General features: G+C 51.6%; 14 protein-coding genes. 10 read left to right on the top strand and 4 right to left on the bottom strand.

Annotated features, from left to right (window positions below; translation table 11 throughout):
- Positions 1-447: 447 nt before the first annotated feature.
- From C5S61_RS17555 to C5S61_RS17545, 3 genes are read left to right on the top strand one after another with little or no spacing between them, the layout of a single operon-like run.
- Entirely contained in the window at positions 448-1611 is a 1164-nt protein-coding gene (locus C5S61_RS17555; protein WP_110516957.1) for a hypothetical protein, read from the top strand.
- 21 nt (positions 1612-1632) lie between these two features.
- Positions 1633-2919, top strand: coding sequence for a UDP-N-acetylglucosamine 1-carboxyvinyltransferase (gene murA, locus C5S61_RS17550; protein ID WP_054533422.1), 1287 nt, complete (start codon positions 1633-1635; stop codon positions 2917-2919).
- Positions 2920-2940: 21 nt separating this feature from the next.
- Positions 2941-4314, top strand: coding sequence for a sigma-54-dependent transcriptional regulator (locus C5S61_RS17545; protein ID WP_110516955.1), 1374 nt, complete (start codon positions 2941-2943; stop codon positions 4312-4314).
- Positions 4315-4564: 250 nt separating this feature from the next.
- Here the strand turns inward: C5S61_RS17545 and C5S61_RS17540 are convergent, their stop codons facing one another.
- Positions 4565-5356 (bottom strand): enoyl-CoA hydratase/isomerase family protein, encoded by a 792-nt coding sequence (locus C5S61_RS17540; protein WP_110516953.1) that lies wholly within the window; start codon positions 5354-5356, stop codon positions 4565-4567.
- Positions 5357-5420: 64 nt separating this feature from the next.
- Entirely contained in the window at positions 5421-5738 is a 318-nt protein-coding gene (locus C5S61_RS17535; RefSeq protein ID WP_110516951.1) for a DUF427 domain-containing protein, read from the bottom strand.
- A gap of 169 nt (positions 5739-5907) precedes the next feature.
- Between C5S61_RS17535 and mnmA the strand changes: the two genes are divergently transcribed.
- The 7 genes from mnmA to C5S61_RS17500 all read left to right on the top strand — a co-directional run bounded on the left by mnmA (position 5908) and on the right by C5S61_RS17500 (position 11380).
- On the top strand, positions 5908-6981 hold the full coding sequence (mnmA, locus tag C5S61_RS17530; protein WP_110516949.1) for a tRNA 2-thiouridine(34) synthase MnmA: 1074 nt from the start codon (positions 5908-5910) through the stop codon (positions 6979-6981).
- Positions 6978-7235, top strand: a complete 258-nt coding sequence (locus tag C5S61_RS17525) for a hypothetical protein (RefSeq protein ID WP_110516947.1) — start codon at positions 6978-6980, stop codon at positions 7233-7235. The genes mnmA and C5S61_RS17525 overlap by 4 nt, the downstream gene beginning before the upstream one ends.
- A gap of 159 nt (positions 7236-7394) precedes the next feature.
- Complete coding sequence (locus C5S61_RS17520) at positions 7395-7838, top strand: hypothetical protein (RefSeq protein ID WP_054533427.1); 444 nt, start codon at positions 7395-7397, stop codon at positions 7836-7838.
- A gap of 74 nt (positions 7839-7912) precedes the next feature.
- Positions 7913-8836 carry a DUF1385 domain-containing protein gene (locus C5S61_RS17515; RefSeq protein WP_110516945.1) on the top strand — a complete coding sequence of 308 codons (924 nt, stop codon included), beginning with the start codon at positions 7913-7915 and terminating at the stop codon, positions 8834-8836.
- A 29-nt stretch (positions 8837-8865) separates the two neighbouring features.
- Positions 8866-9687 (top strand): DUF4388 domain-containing protein, encoded by an 822-nt coding sequence (locus tag C5S61_RS17510; protein ID WP_110516943.1) that lies wholly within the window; start codon positions 8866-8868, stop codon positions 9685-9687.
- 68 nt (positions 9688-9755) lie between these two features.
- On the top strand, positions 9756-10286 hold the full coding sequence (locus C5S61_RS17505; RefSeq protein WP_054533430.1) for a GTP-binding protein: 531 nt from the start codon (positions 9756-9758) through the stop codon (positions 10284-10286).
- Positions 10287-10372: 86 nt separating this feature from the next.
- Entirely contained in the window at positions 10373-11380 is a 1008-nt protein-coding gene (locus tag C5S61_RS17500; protein ID WP_110516941.1) for a DUF1152 domain-containing protein, read from the top strand.
- Between the two features lie 283 nt (positions 11381-11663).
- Here C5S61_RS17500 and mazG read toward each other — a convergent pair whose 3' ends face one another.
- Entirely contained in the window at positions 11664-12806 is a 1143-nt protein-coding gene (gene mazG / locus C5S61_RS17495; RefSeq protein ID WP_110516939.1) for a nucleoside triphosphate pyrophosphohydrolase, read from the bottom strand.
- Positions 12807-12877: 71 nt separating this feature from the next.
- Complete coding sequence (locus C5S61_RS17490) at positions 12878-13843, bottom strand: peptidylprolyl isomerase (RefSeq protein ID WP_110516937.1); 966 nt, start codon at positions 13841-13843, stop codon at positions 12878-12880.
- Positions 13844-13955 lie beyond the last annotated feature (112 nt).

The raw sequence follows: 13955 nt of genomic DNA, 5'->3' as shown, positions 1-13955 counted from the left end.
GATCGGGGGTTGGGGATCGGGGATCAGGTAAAGCTGGAAACCACGAATTTTTTGATGCATAAAGGAAGCGAGGGGCTGAAACCGCGAAGAGCGCGAAGGGGATGCGGCTATGGGCTATTGGCATGAGGCTATCGGAACAATTGTTGGTATTGTCAATGAATCTTCGATAGCCCATAGCCTTGAGCCTAGAGCCATTCCTCCCTCTGCGCCTCTGCGTTAAACTACGCAGGCTTTTTGTTGCCACGAATTGCCCAAAGAGGAAATGGCTTTGGGCTTTTGCCTTCTGACTTTTGCCTTCTGACTTTCCGCATTCATCCCTCATAATTCATAATTCATCCTTTATTGCTGGCCTAAATTATGCTAAACTAGCAGGCTCGCTCATATGTGTCTGAGTAGCCTAAAGTGCCTATGTTATAATGCAGTACATTCATATGCCGAGGAGGATGTGTGAGCCGCTTCAGCGATGTCACCAACATTTGGTCAACCATCAAAGAAATCGATGTGCGCGATATTCGCGATCAAGCTGATCTGCCTTGTCGGATTGCGCTGCTGGGCCATGCTACCTTCGGGCGCGATTTGATTATGCGTTTGTTGACGCTTGGCGCGCAACGCTTTCCAGCCCGCACTCCCCAAGTGAGCATTATCGATTTACCGCTAGGCCGTGAGCAAGCAGTCGATCTCAATCGGGTCGATTTGGTGCTCTTAACCCTCGATGCCAGCCAAGCCTTGAGCTACGACGAATTTCTGGCCTACGAGAAATTGGCAATTCTGCCCATTCCGCTGTTGATTGCGGTTTGGGGCACAGCTTTGCCCAAAAGCTCCGACAGCACGCACCAAGCAGATTTGCAAGCCTCGCCGGCGGTTTTGCTCGATCCGCAATCCGATCCGGCGACCCAACGCAAAGCGCTGGCCAAAGCCGTGCTCGAACTCGTGCCTGAATCGTTGCATATTGCTGCCGCGCGGCGCTACCCGGGCTTGCGCAGCGAAGTAACCAATAGCCTGCTGAGCAGTGTTGCGCTGAGCAATGCCACATTTGCTTTCACGTCGGGCTTGCCTGAAATGATTCCTGTATTAAACTTGCCATTAAATGCCGCCGATATGTTGGTGCTGACCAAAAACCAAGCTCTTTTGGCGTATCGGGTGGCGTTGGCGATGGGTGCTGAAGGCGATTTCAGCGCCATGATTCGCGAACTGCTGCCAGTGGTTGGCGGCGGTTTTCTCTGGCGACAACTTGCGCGCCAATTGGTGGGCTTGATTCCGGGCATTGGCTTATTGCCCAAAGTTGCGGTAGCCTACGCTGGCACGTTTGTGACTGGCATTGCTGCGTGGCGTTGGTACGAACGCGGCGAATTGATCAGCAAAGCCGAATTACAAAGCTTGGTCAAAACGGCTTTAGAAGAAGGGCGACAACGGGCAAAGGCGCTCATTGGCAATCGTAAATCAGCCGATAATGATGGTACTCCAGCGACGAAACCACGGTTGCGCCAACGGCTCGGCGCATTGCTAAACCCTAAAAATTGGTTTAAGGCAATTCGAGGCCGTTTCAAGCGCAAACCCAAACAGGTACACCAACCAGCAGAGTCAAACGATCAGTCCAATTCTGCTGCTTAATCACATTGAGGATTATCATTCGTGGAAACCTTTGTCATTGAAGGCGGTCATCGCCTGAGCGGGACAATTACACCTGCCGGAAACAAAAATGCCGCCTTGCCATTATTGGCAGCCTGTTTGCTCAGCGACCAACCAGTTATTTTGCGCAATATGCCCGATATTGCCGATGTGCGGGTCAAAGTTCAATTATTACAATCATTAGGCATCGAATGTAGCTGGCTTGAAGATAATGTGCTGCGAGTGCACGCCGCCACCATCAATACTTCCGAGCCAGATATTGCGCTGGCGCGGCGCATCCGCACCTCAATTTTGCTGGCTGGGCCGTTGTTGGTGCGCACTGGGCGCGCAGTCTTGGCCCGACCAGGCGGCGATTCGATTGGCCATCGGCGCTTGGATACCCACTTTCTGGCGTTGGTTGCCTTAGGTGCCGAAGTTGAAGTCACCAAACAAGCCTACGAATTGCATACTGCGGGCCTGGTTGGCACCGATATTTTCCTTGATGAAATGAGCGTTACTGGCACTGAACAGGCGATTATGGCTGCCGTTTTGGCTAATGGCACGACCACAATTGTCAACGCCGCTTCAGAGCCACACGTTCAAGATTTGTGTCGCTGTTTGTTTGCCATGGGTGCAAAAATCACTGGCATCGGTACCAACACCTTGCAAATTCAAGGCGTTTCGCGGCTTAACGGCACCGAATATACGCTTGGACCTGACTTTATGGAGGTTGGCTCGTTTATTGGGTTGGCCGCCGTTACTGGTAGCAACATTCGCATCGCCAACGCCCGACCTGAAGAACACCGCATGACGCGGATTATGTTTGGGCGTTTGGGCGTAACTTGGCAAGATGAAGGCCCAGATATTGTGATTCCAGGCGATCAAGAGCTGCGCGTGCGCGACGATTTGCACGGCGTTGTGCCAAAAATTGACGATATGCCATGGCCTGGCTTCCCCCCAGATCTCATGAGCATTGCCTTGGTGATTGCTACCCAAGCCCATGGCACGGTGCTGATTCACGAAAAAATGTTTGATGGGCGCTTATTCTTTGTCGATAAGCTGCTCAGCATGGGCGCACGGGTCATTTTGTGCGATCCGCATCGAGCGGTGGTGGTTGGGCCAGCCAAACTCTTTGGCGAACGTCTGACCAGCCCCGATATTCGGGCGGGTATGGCATTGGTTATCGCTGCATTGTGTGCCAAAGGTACGAGCATTATTTCGAATATTGCCCAAATTGATCGGGGCTACCAACGCATTGAACAACGGCTGGCTGCGCTTGGGGCGCGGATCGAACGCCGTCCTGCTGAATAATGGCCTTTAAGGAGGGTCGGTGTGACCAAAGCATCAGAACAACGGCATATTTTAATTGCTGATGACGATCCTGGGATTCGTGGCCTCTTGTGCGAGGTCTTTGATGAAGAGGGCTATCTGACAGAGCCAGCCGAGCATGGCGGCGAAGTTTTGGCCAAAATGACCAAAAAACATCCCTATGATCTGTTGATTATGGATGTGCGCATGCCTGGCCAAGATGGCTTGACCGTGCTTGAGCAATTGCGCAAAAATGGCATTACCACCCCAGTTATTATGATGACTGCCCATGGTACGTCATCGACGGCAATTCGGGCAATTCAAATTGGCGCATACGATTATGTGATCAAGCCATTTGATGTTGAAGAAGTGACCTTGGTCGTCAAGCGCTTGTTTGACCATCAGCAACTTGCCTCAAAAGTTCGTGAACTCGAAGCCAAAAGCTTTGATCCACGCGACAAAATGATTGGCAATAGCCCGGCCATGCAGGAAATCTACAAGCAAATTGGGCGCGTGGCCCATACCGACGCAACCGTGCTGATTACTGGTGAAACTGGTACCGGCAAGGAAGTGCTGGCCAACTTGATCCACGTTAATTCAGCGCGCCGCAACGGGCCACTGATTAAAGTCAATTGTGCTGCCTTGCCCGAATCGCTGCTCGAAAGCGAATTGTTTGGCCACGAAAAAGGCGCGTTTACTGGCGCAATGGCGCAACGCAAGGGTCGCTTTGAATTAGCCCATAAAGGCACAATCTTTTTGGATGAAATTGGCGAAATGACCCTTGCGACCCAGAAGAAGTTGCTGCGAATTTTGCAAGAGCGCGAGTTCGAGCGGGTTGGCGGCACGACCACGGTGCGGGTCGATGTGCGGGTAATCGCCGCGACCAACCGTGATCTTGAGGCCGAAGTGCGGGCTGGCACGTTCCGCGAAGATTTGTACTATCGCTTGAATGTGATTACCTTGTATCTGCCAGCGTTGCGCCAACGCACAGGCGATATTCCCTTGCTGGCCGAATTTTTCTTGGATAAATATCGCTACTCGCCATCGTCGCCACCAGCTCGCATCTCCGAAGAAGCGATGGAGCGGCTAAATAACTACGATTGGCCAGGCAATGTGCGCCAGCTTGAGCACGAGATTGAGCGAGCAGTGATTTTGTCACGCGGCAATGTGATTACCAGCGAGCACATGTCGTTGGTGCCTTCGTCGCGCTCAGCCTTGCAAGTTGATATTGCAGCCCGTTTGCGAGAGCAATCGACGCTCGACGAACTCTTGGCCGATGTTGAACGCTTGGCTTTGCAAGAAGCGCTCGTACAACACGACGATGACCTCAAGGCCGCTGCCCGTAGCCTTGGCCTGAGCGAAGCCGAGTTTCAAAAGCGCCAGAAGAAGTATAGTTAATTGTGAGGCTATAGGCTTTTGGCTATTGGCTTTTAACGCAGAGGCGCAGAGCTTTTTAAGGATCAAAACTACAGGATCAGGGGCAGAACAGTTATGACTTCCTGATCCTCATAGTTCACATTCTTAACGAAACGCTGCGTCTCTGCGTTAAATATTGAACTGTGAAGCGCACGACGGACGTTTTTCGCCACGAATTCCATGAATTAATGTTCCGCTAGCCAAAAGCCTTCAGCCTATAGCCTTTCTATGCTTACTCGCCCTTGAATTCGGCGGCGCGGCGGGCGATGGCGGCTTGCACGCCCTCGCTAAAGTCGGCGCTACGAATTAATTGGCTCTGCGCCCAACCTTCGAGCATCAAGCCGCGGTCAACATCAAACAAACCATCAATCACCCGTTTGGCCATGCCGACAGCCAACGGAGCTGCCAACAGCAACTCATCAGCAAACGCCTGAACCACTTCATCTAAACTGCCTGCATCAGCCACTTGATTGACAATGCCCCAGCGCTCAGCGTCAGCGGCGCTAAACGTGCGTCCAGTCATAATCAGCTCTTTGGCGCGGCCAACCCCGACCAACCGCGTCAAGCGGGTTGTGCCACCAACATCGGGCACGATTCCCAAGCGGGTTTCTGGTAAGGCCAACTTAGTGCCGTTGGCTGCAAGCCGAAAATCGCAGGCCAAGGCAATTTCCAAGCCCAAGCCAAGGCACATGCCATGCAAAACGGCGATCGTGGGAATTTCTAGGCGCTCGATGCGGGTTGTCAAGGCTTGCCAATCGTCGGTGATGGTGCGCATTTGGCGCAACCAGTTCTCGCCATAGCGATTGGGCAGATCAAGCAGATCGCCAAGATCGATGCCTGCTGAAAAAACTGGGCCAGCGCCGCTCAAGACGACGACGCGTACACCCGCAGCACTGGCCGCCTGATCGATTGCCGCGCGTAAATCCTTGCCAACTTGCCAACTAATTGCATTACGCTTCTCAGGCCGGTTGATGGTAATGCGAAAGATCGCGCCAATTTGCTCGGTTGTAACGAAACCACTCACAGCATGCTCCTTTGCACAAAAAAAGACGCTGCATCATTGCTCGATGCAGCGTCGATTGTACCGCTTATGCTTCAGTTGTGGCGTGACGTGTGCCGCCATAAAAGGCAATTTTATCTTTTATATGTTCGTAATTGGGCTTGACGACGGTATACATCCAAGCCACATCAGCGATAGTACCGTTATCAGTCACCAAATCAATCCAAAAGCATGTGCCTTTGTGGGGGCAAACATAGGTGCGCTCGGTCACCCGTAAATTGTGCATATCAACAACTGCTTGATCAAAATACCAGTTGCCTTCAAGCCGAAAAACCGATTGCGTTTCAACACCTTTGGCCAAAGTCGCCTGATCATGTTTGGCTTTGATGCTAATTTCCCGTAACATGGATCGTCCTCCGTTGGTAATAGGAAGATCGTACCACGAAAAAGGCGCTAAATCCGGCGTAGCATCGAGCGCAAGCAGAAATCGTGGTATGATTTTGGCAGCTACGACGCGCCATGCATTTCCGGCGCGTTAATCATCTTTAGTGCTCAACAACCTAGGATTAGGAATTATGGCAAAGATTATGGTCGCCATGAGTGGCGGCGTGGATAGCTCGCTGACCGCAGTCTTGCTCAAAGAACAAGGTCACGATGTGACTGGCGTAACCATGCACCTGTGGGAAGGCGATGATAACGGGATCATGGAAAGTCAATGTTGCTCGGTCGAAATGACGGCAGGAGCGCGGCGAGTCTGTGCCCAATACGACATTCCCTACTATGTGTTTAATTATCAAAAAGATTTCCGTAAGCATGTGATTGATTACTTCTTGCGCGAATATTCGAGTGGAGCCACGCCCAACCCGTGCTTGGCCTGTAACCGCGACCTCAAATTTCGCGTGCTGCTCGAACGGGCCGAATTATTGGGCTTCGATGGCTTAGCAACTGGCCACTTTGTGCATATTACTGGCGGCGGCGAGCAGCCCTACGATTTACGCCGCGGCGTGGATATTAACAAAGATCAATCGTATGTGCTGTATATGCTTGGCCAACGCGAACTGGCACGCTTGCACTTTCCGCTTGGTGGTTTTACCAAGCCCGAAGTGCGCCAAATGGCCCGTGAACGTGGCTTGGTAACTGCCGATAAGCCAGAAAGCATGGATATTTGTTTTATTCCCGATAACAACTATCGGCGCTTCCTAAACGAAGAACGCCCAGAAATTATGCGCCCAGGCCCAATTGTCAATCGGCGTGGTGATGTGCTGGGCAATCATAAAGGCTTGCCACAATACACGATTGGCCAACGCAAAGGCTTGGGGATTGCCGCTGGCTCGCCATTATTTGTGATCGAAATCGACACGGTACGCAACTTGCTCATCGTTGGTGACGCTGATGAACTTGAATGCCGCGATTTTGTGATTGACGATGTACGCAGCGTCTATGGCCAGATCGAAGCCGGAACTTATGCGGTGCAAATCCGCGCTCATGGCGATGCAGTGCCAGCCACGATTACTCCCCGCGAAAACGGTACGCTGCACATTCGCTATGACCAACCACAACGTTCGGTGACTCCAGGCCAAGCAGCAGTGCTCTATCGTGATGATCGGGTATTTGGTGGTGGTCGGATCAGTACGGAGCGCTATTCGTGAATGAGCTAGAGCCAGCAGCATTGATTATTGCGCTGCTTGCCAGCGTTTACGGAGCCTTGGCGCATCTTTTTTGGGGGCAGCGTTGGCGACATTTGCCACTTTTTTTGGGCACAGCGCTGATTGGCTGCCTCATGAGTTATGCCTTTAATTTGCATTTTATTGGGTCTGGGCCAGTGCCAGCAGGAGTACCTTTGGTCGAATCGACCATCGCCGCATGGATTATGTTAATCCTAGCAACGCGACTGCGCGTTTAACCCCTACGAAGGCAAAAAAGGCGACAATATTCCTGTGGTGAAAGTGTGGCATATTTCAAGGCAATATGCTATAATCGCCGCGATCAAATCCCTCTTTGTAAAGCATTAAATGTACCTTTCGACGGTTTGATTGGTCGTGTCGGTACGCTGGAGGATTGCTTGAAGAAGTTTGCCATTATCGGGGGCATCGTCCTCCTTGTTCTTGGGATTGGTCTGCCGATTTTGTTGATATCACAGGGCTGGCTTAACGAGGCCCGTGATCTTGCGATTATCCTCTTGGCGATTTTCCAACTCTTCTCGGTCACCTTGATGATTGTTTTGGTGGGCGTGTTGGTGGTGATGGTCAACGAGTTGCGCAACTTGGCCAAGGAAAAAATCTCGCCCAAGGTCGACGACGTGTTGGAACGGGTCAAAGATATTACCGAAAATGCCAAGGTTACGACCACAACCGCCAAGCAAACAGCCTCGTATGTGGCTGAAGGCGTGGTTTCACCAGTGATCAAGGCCGCTAGCTTGTTGGCAGGGGTCAAAGCTGGGGCCAAATCGTTGGCGCGGCGGCAAGCACGTGGCTCGTTGCCCAGTGATCGCAACGAAAATAACTAGGCTGCCCTCTTGTCAAACGACAAGGGCTAGTGGTACGATACACAGACCAAACCATCCTCTATTTGGTGAACGCTATGGCTGAACGGTTTCCGTATGGTGGACAAGCAGTAATGGAAGGCGTAATGATGCGCGGTTTACACCGGGCTAGTGTCGCTGTCCGTTCACCTTCTGGCCAAATCGTCATTCGTGACCGTGAATTAAACTTAGCCCGGCGGGTTTTTTGGAGTCGGCTTCCGCTGCTACGTGGCATTCAGCTTTTGGGTGATGCTTTGGTGATTGGGATGTGGGCTTTGATGTTTTCGGCGAGTGTGACCGATGATCAAGCAGAGCAACCCTTGAGTAAAGGCCAAACCGCACTGTTGGTTGCAACCTCGGTCGGGATTTCGATTGCATTGTTTTTTGTGTTGCCATTGCTGGTTGCTTCGGGCATTGCCAGTTGGGCCAAGCTTGGCATCTACAGTCGCGAAACAATCGAAGGCATTACGCGCTTGCTGATTTTTGTTGGCTACCTGATCCTAGTCGGGCGCACCGCAGAAATTCGGCGGGTTTTCGGGTATCATGGAGCTGAGCATAAAGCCGTATCGGCCTATGAAGCAGGCCTGCCATTGACCGTTGAGCATGTTCGGCCCTTTACAACCATCCACCCGCGCTGTGGCACAACCTTATTGCTCATTGTGGTGGTGCTCAGCATTCCTGTATTTGCATTGCTTGGCACGTTTCCCTTTTGGCTACGCTTGCTAAGCCGAATCATCCTAGTGCCATTTGTGGCGGCGCTTGCTTACGAGCTTATGCGGCTTACGGCAAGCAAGGCAACAAACCCGATTGTGCGTGGTTTAATGACACCAGCACTGGCGCTGCAACGCTTGACCACCCGCGAACCCGACGATGCCATGCTTGAGGTAGCAATCGCTGCCCTGGCGCGGGTCTTGGCCGCCGATGGACAAACGATTGAAACTCAGCCCATTGCGGTCGATATTCGGCCTGCACTTACGTCCTAACATCGTACATCCAGAGTGAGGGCATCTGTATGGCTCTTGTTGGTAATTTGCGCGACTTTGCACTCGCTGATTTTCTTTATCTGATCGATCGCGGGTACAAAACTGGCAGTTTACAACTGAACCGTCAAAGTGCCGCAGCAACGCTCTACTTTGAAAAGGGAAAACTGCTCTACGCCGCGCAAGCGCAAGAACGCGAATCGCTCGGCGAGATGTTGCAGCGCACGGGGAAACTCACGCCGCAACAGGTGCAGCAGGCGGTGCAACTGCAGCAAACTGATGGCAACCAATCGCTTGGAACGGTGCTGGTCGAACGCGATCTTATCACGCGCGAAGACCTGCAACGCCACATCCAAACCCACATAGAAGAGACGGTGTACAGTCTGTTTGGCTGGCCCGATGGTGAGTTTTGCTTCAATGCCGGGGTAAAACTCGACCGTGATGATGTCCAATCGCCGGTACCGCTTGGGGTGGAAAACCTCATTATGGAGGGTGTACGCCGCGTCGATGAATGGGGCCGCATCAAGGATCATATTCCCAATACCGATATGATCGCCCGCTTTGTCGATCAGCCACTCGAAAAGGCCAAAAGTATCAACTTAACGCCCGATGAATGGCGCATTTTTGCCCGCATCAATGGCAAAGATTCGATCAAAGAAGTGATTAGTCGGACTGGTTTGAGTGAATTTGATGTGAGCCGCATTGTATACGGCTTCATTTCGGCAGGCTTGGTTGAGGTAACCCGACCTCGCCCTCCTGTCCCAGCGACGGGACGCGCTGGTGCTGGTGCCGCTGCAGGAGCACCAAAACGCAGCCTCGTCTCACGGATCATCAATCGTATTAGGGGAATGTAGAAAGGCGGCGCTGCGCTGGAACACTCCCACACTCCCACCGGCAACCTAGCTCCGTCTTAGGAGGACGTATGCAGACTGTCAAAATGGTTATCAGTGGCGCGGTTAACGCTGGTAAAACACAGTTCATTCGTGCCATTAGTGAAATCGAGGTGGTTTCGACCGAACGGAAGGCCTCCGACGATACCAAACTGCTCAAGGGCGAAACCACCGTTGCAATGGACTTTGGCCGCATTACGATCAGTGATGATTTGGTGTTGCACTTGTTCGGCACACCCGGCCAAAAACGCTTCGACTTTATGTGGGAAATCTTGTCCGAGGGGATGCTCGGCTTGATTGTGTTGGTCGATAGCACCCGGCCTGAAACGTTCCGCGAAACAAATCGGATTATCGATTTCTTCACTTCGCAACGTGATGCGCCGTATGTCGTCGCCGCCAACAAGCAAGACCACGAAAATGCTTGGGCACCTGATGAGTTGCGGCTCGCCTTGCGGTTGCCAGCCCATGTTAAAATTGTTCCCTGTGTGGCAACCCAAAAGGATTCGGTTAAGAATGTGCTGCTAGAATTGCTCTACGTTATTATGCAGCGCTCAGCCGATTAGGCGATTCTTCACGCTTCATTGCTCTTTTTCGCCATGCCGTACTCTGGTACCAGAGTGCGGCTTTTTGCCATTGGGAGAGGTTGACAATGCAGCTTAATTTGCCGATTTTAGAACAATTACAAGGCCGCCGCTCAATTTTAATCGCTGGCATGGGTGGTGGCTTTGATATTTTCTGTGGCTTGCCGATTTTCCTCCAATTGCGCCAACAAGGCTTTAATGTGCATTTGGCCAATTTTAGTTTCAGCGACCTTGAAGCCGCCACCAATCTCGACTATCTCGGCGATACGCTCTATGGCGTGCCAAGCTTGCCCCGCGACCCAGAATTTGTGCCCAAGCATAGCCCAATCGATGCTACCCAAGTGGCCTTGTTCCAGCGCCATAGCCCATTTATCTATTTTCCCGAATTGTATTTGGCCGAGTGGTTTCGCCAAACCTATGGCGAGCCATTGACGGTTTGGTCGTTTCTGCGCAGTGGCGTACAACCACTTCTAGCGAGTTATCGGCGCTTGGTGCAGCATTTAGCAATCGATGCGATTATCTTGGTCGATGGCGGGGTTGATGCCTTGGTGCAAGGCGACGAGGCCGAAATTGGTACCTTGGTCGAAGATTCAATCTCGTTGGCGGCGGTCAACCAATTACACGAAGTGCCAACCAAAATTGTGGCCTGCATTGGGTTGGGTGCTGAACGCGATATGCATTACCCGCATATTTTTCAAAATATTGCTACGCTGGCTGAGGCCGAGGTGCTGCTTGGTACGTGCAGTTTGATCAAGCAAATGCCGGTCTATCAAGCCTACGCAGCGGCGGTGCATTGGGCACAATCGCGCATTTACCAAGATCCCAGTGTGATCAATAGCTCGATTATCTCAGCGGTCGAGGGCTATTTTGGCAATTATCATCTGACCAGCAAAACCGAAGGCAGCAAGCTCGATATTAATCCGCTGATGAGCGTGTATTGGTTTTTTGATTTGGCTGGTCTGGCCGAGCGCCATTTGTTGCTGGAGCCGCTGCTTGAGACTGAACACTTGCGCGAGGTGGTGCAATGGGTGCATACCTTGCGGGCAAATTTGCCAGTTCGCCCGCGAGTGCGCTAGGAGTTGGGGATCGGGGTTCAGGGATCGGGGATTGGGATTTTAACGCAGAGGCGCAGAGAAGTGAAGGAAAAAGTCAAAAATTAGCAAGTTATATTAACCACGAAGGACACGAAGAGCACGAAGGGCTAGGAACCACGAAGTTTGCGAAGTTAAGTTTTTGGCTACAGCTTGGCACAGATTTTTGGGATTATGTTCTGCAAGCCCATAGCCTTTTTTCGTGAAATTAGTGGAATTCGTGGCTAAAAACCCTTGCCTTCGTGTCCTTCGTGCGCTTCGCGGTTCCTTATTGTTTCTCGGTTCGTTTGGCTGCTTCCCAAAGCGTGTCAGCTTCGCTAAGGCTGAGTTGGCTTAGTTCGCGGCCTTGGGCTTGGGCTGCTTGCTCAACAGCCACAAAACGGCGGCGGAATTTGGCAATCGTGCCGCGTAGCGCACTTTCTGAATCAATTTTGAGCCAGCGCGCCAAATTGGTCAGCGCAAACAGCACATCGCCAAACTCGGCTGCTTGTTCTGCTGGGCTGGCAGCTGCTTGCAATTCGCCAATTTCTTCATGCACTTTATCCCATACCCCGCTGACAGCGGGCCAATCAAAGCCAACTTTGGCAGCTTTTTTGCCCATTAACTGAGCTGCTGCGAGCGGCGGCAAGGTTTTGGCAATGCCATCGAGCGCACTCTCACGTTGGCTGCCTTTTTCTTTGTGCTCGGTTGCCTTGATCGCATCCCAATTGCGCAGCACCTCGTCTGCATCGCTGACTTCGGTGGTGCTGAAAATATGTGGGTGGCGGCGAATCAATTTGCTGTTGATGGCAGCATAGACCTGATCAAGGTTGAAGCGGCCTGCTTGGCGACCAAACTCAGCATGAAAGACAATTTGCAACATTAAATCGCCTAGTTCTTCTTTGAGATTTGGCCAATCTTCAGCGTCAAGCGCTTCGAGCGTTTCATGGGTTTCTTCAAGCAGGAATTCGCGCAAGCTGGCGTGGGTTTGCTTGCGATCCCATGGGCAGCCGTGTGGCCCCGCCAAGCGCGCCATAATCCATTCCAACGTGCCAGGGCTAGCTACATCGGCCTCGATGCTGAGCGCTGGCAGGTACCAAGCTTGGGCTGGGTTGGCATTGGCAAGGGTTGCTTGGTTCAGCCCAGTTGCATCAAGGCTCTGAATTTGATAGTCGCTGGGATAGCGGCGTAACAAGCTGGCGCGAACTGCTGGCAATGTCACCGCGTCAATCTCGGTGATGATCAAGGCTTGGGTTGCTTGGAACGGGAGTGGGCTAACAAAGGCCTGATAGTCAGCGATGCCTTGTAATTCACTCCATGCGCGATCAGCGCCTTCTGCTGGTTGCGGCGTTGGTGCAATAAGTTTGTGGGCAGGCACAACCTGAAAGCCTTGGCCGAGATCGAGTGGTAATTGGCTGAGAATGGTTAACATAATTGCTCCTTAAACAAAGAGCGACAGGATGAGCAAGCATCCTGTCGTAACGCCCATTGGCATTGCTCTGATTATTGGAAAACGGTTACTGATTCTGGGAAGGGCACATCCTCGGCGCGGACATAATTTTTGATCAAATCTTTTTGGCGATATTCTTCGACTTTGCCTTGCACATAAGCCATGCCTTCGGGCGAACTCATAAGTTCTTGGAATGAGCCAAAGCTTGTTGCGTTGCGGCTTTCGGTAATTTTCATAATGTGATAGCCAAATTCGGTTTTCACAGGCTCGCTCAATTGGCCAATTTCCAGCGTGTTGAGCGCGGTGGCAAATTCAGGAACGAAGCCAGCAAATTGCTCTTTGGTATACCATCCAAGGTCACCGCCATTTGCGCCACTGCCAGTATCTTCAGAATATTGTTGGGCTAGGGCCGAGAAATCTTCGCCAGCCTTCAATTGGGTCAAGAGTTGGTTGACGCGATCAAGCGCTACCGATTCACTGACAGTTTGGGTTGAAACTAAAATATGAAACAGGTGAAATTGTGGGGTTTCGCTTGGCAATTGGAGCATTTTGGCATAGCTCTCGAAGGTTAAAATTTGGGCAACATAGGCCCGCATGCCTTCAACCGAGCCAAAACGATTTTTTTTGGCAAACGCTTCATAATCGGCAAAGGTTGGTTTTTCTTTATCCGCAATGGCTGCGTTTTCTTGTTCCAAAGCCTGATCAATCATCATTGTAGTTTGTTCTGCGGTCACGCTATCGATGCCTGCGCCAAGTTTGGCACTTTCTTCAAGAAGCACTTTTTGCAAAATCAGTTGCTCTAAAAGTTGTTGGCGAGTGGTATTGGCATCAAGGCCGCCAGCATTGTTGTTGATATTATTAGAATTTTGATCTAAAAAGGTTGTGAATTCTGCTTCAGTGATTGAGGAATTGCCAACCTCAACCATCACTTTCGATTGACTGGTGGTAATTTCACTACCACAACCTGCTAGGATTGCAATTACAAAACAGAGCAGCAACCACTGGGCGTGTCGTCGCATGAGCCAAAGTCCTCCACATGTTGAAATGCTAAATTATATATCTCATTGATACCGCAGCCATGGCTGCTTGTCAAACGCCAAACGAGGCAGTCGTCGCCCGACTACCTCGTTT

The sequence above is a fragment of the Herpetosiphon llansteffanensis genome (genome assembly GCF_003205875.1).
In the GTDB taxonomy this organism is placed as follows: domain Bacteria; phylum Chloroflexota; class Chloroflexia; order Chloroflexales; family Herpetosiphonaceae; genus Herpetosiphon; species Herpetosiphon llansteffanensis.
This window is presented reverse-complemented; position numbering and strand designations above follow the sequence as displayed.

Bases quoted from the DNA above. Each gene is read 5' to 3' on its own strand.
- C5S61_RS17535 (WP_110516951.1), bottom strand. From the start codon at position 5,738: ATGTTACGGGAAATTAGCATCAAAGCCAAACATGATCAGGCGACTTTG.
- mnmA (WP_110516949.1), top strand. From the start codon at position 5,908: ATGGCAAAGATTATGGTCGCCATGAGTGGCGGCGTGGATAGCTCGCTG.
- C5S61_RS17515 (WP_110516945.1), top strand. From the start codon at position 7,913: ATGGCTGAACGGTTTCCGTATGGTGGACAAGCAGTAATGGAAGGCGTA.
- C5S61_RS17510 (WP_110516943.1), top strand. From the start codon at position 8,866: ATGGCTCTTGTTGGTAATTTGCGCGACTTTGCACTCGCTGATTTTCTT.
- C5S61_RS17505 (WP_054533430.1), top strand. From the start codon at position 9,756: ATGCAGACTGTCAAAATGGTTATCAGTGGCGCGGTTAACGCTGGTAAA.
- C5S61_RS17500 (WP_110516941.1), top strand. From the start codon at position 10,373: ATGCAGCTTAATTTGCCGATTTTAGAACAATTACAAGGCCGCCGCTCA.
- mazG (WP_110516939.1), bottom strand. From the start codon at position 12,806: ATGTTAACCATTCTCAGCCAATTACCACTCGATCTCGGCCAAGGCTTT.
- C5S61_RS17490 (WP_110516937.1), bottom strand. From the start codon at position 13,843: ATGCGACGACACGCCCAGTGGTTGCTGCTCTGTTTTGTAATTGCAATC.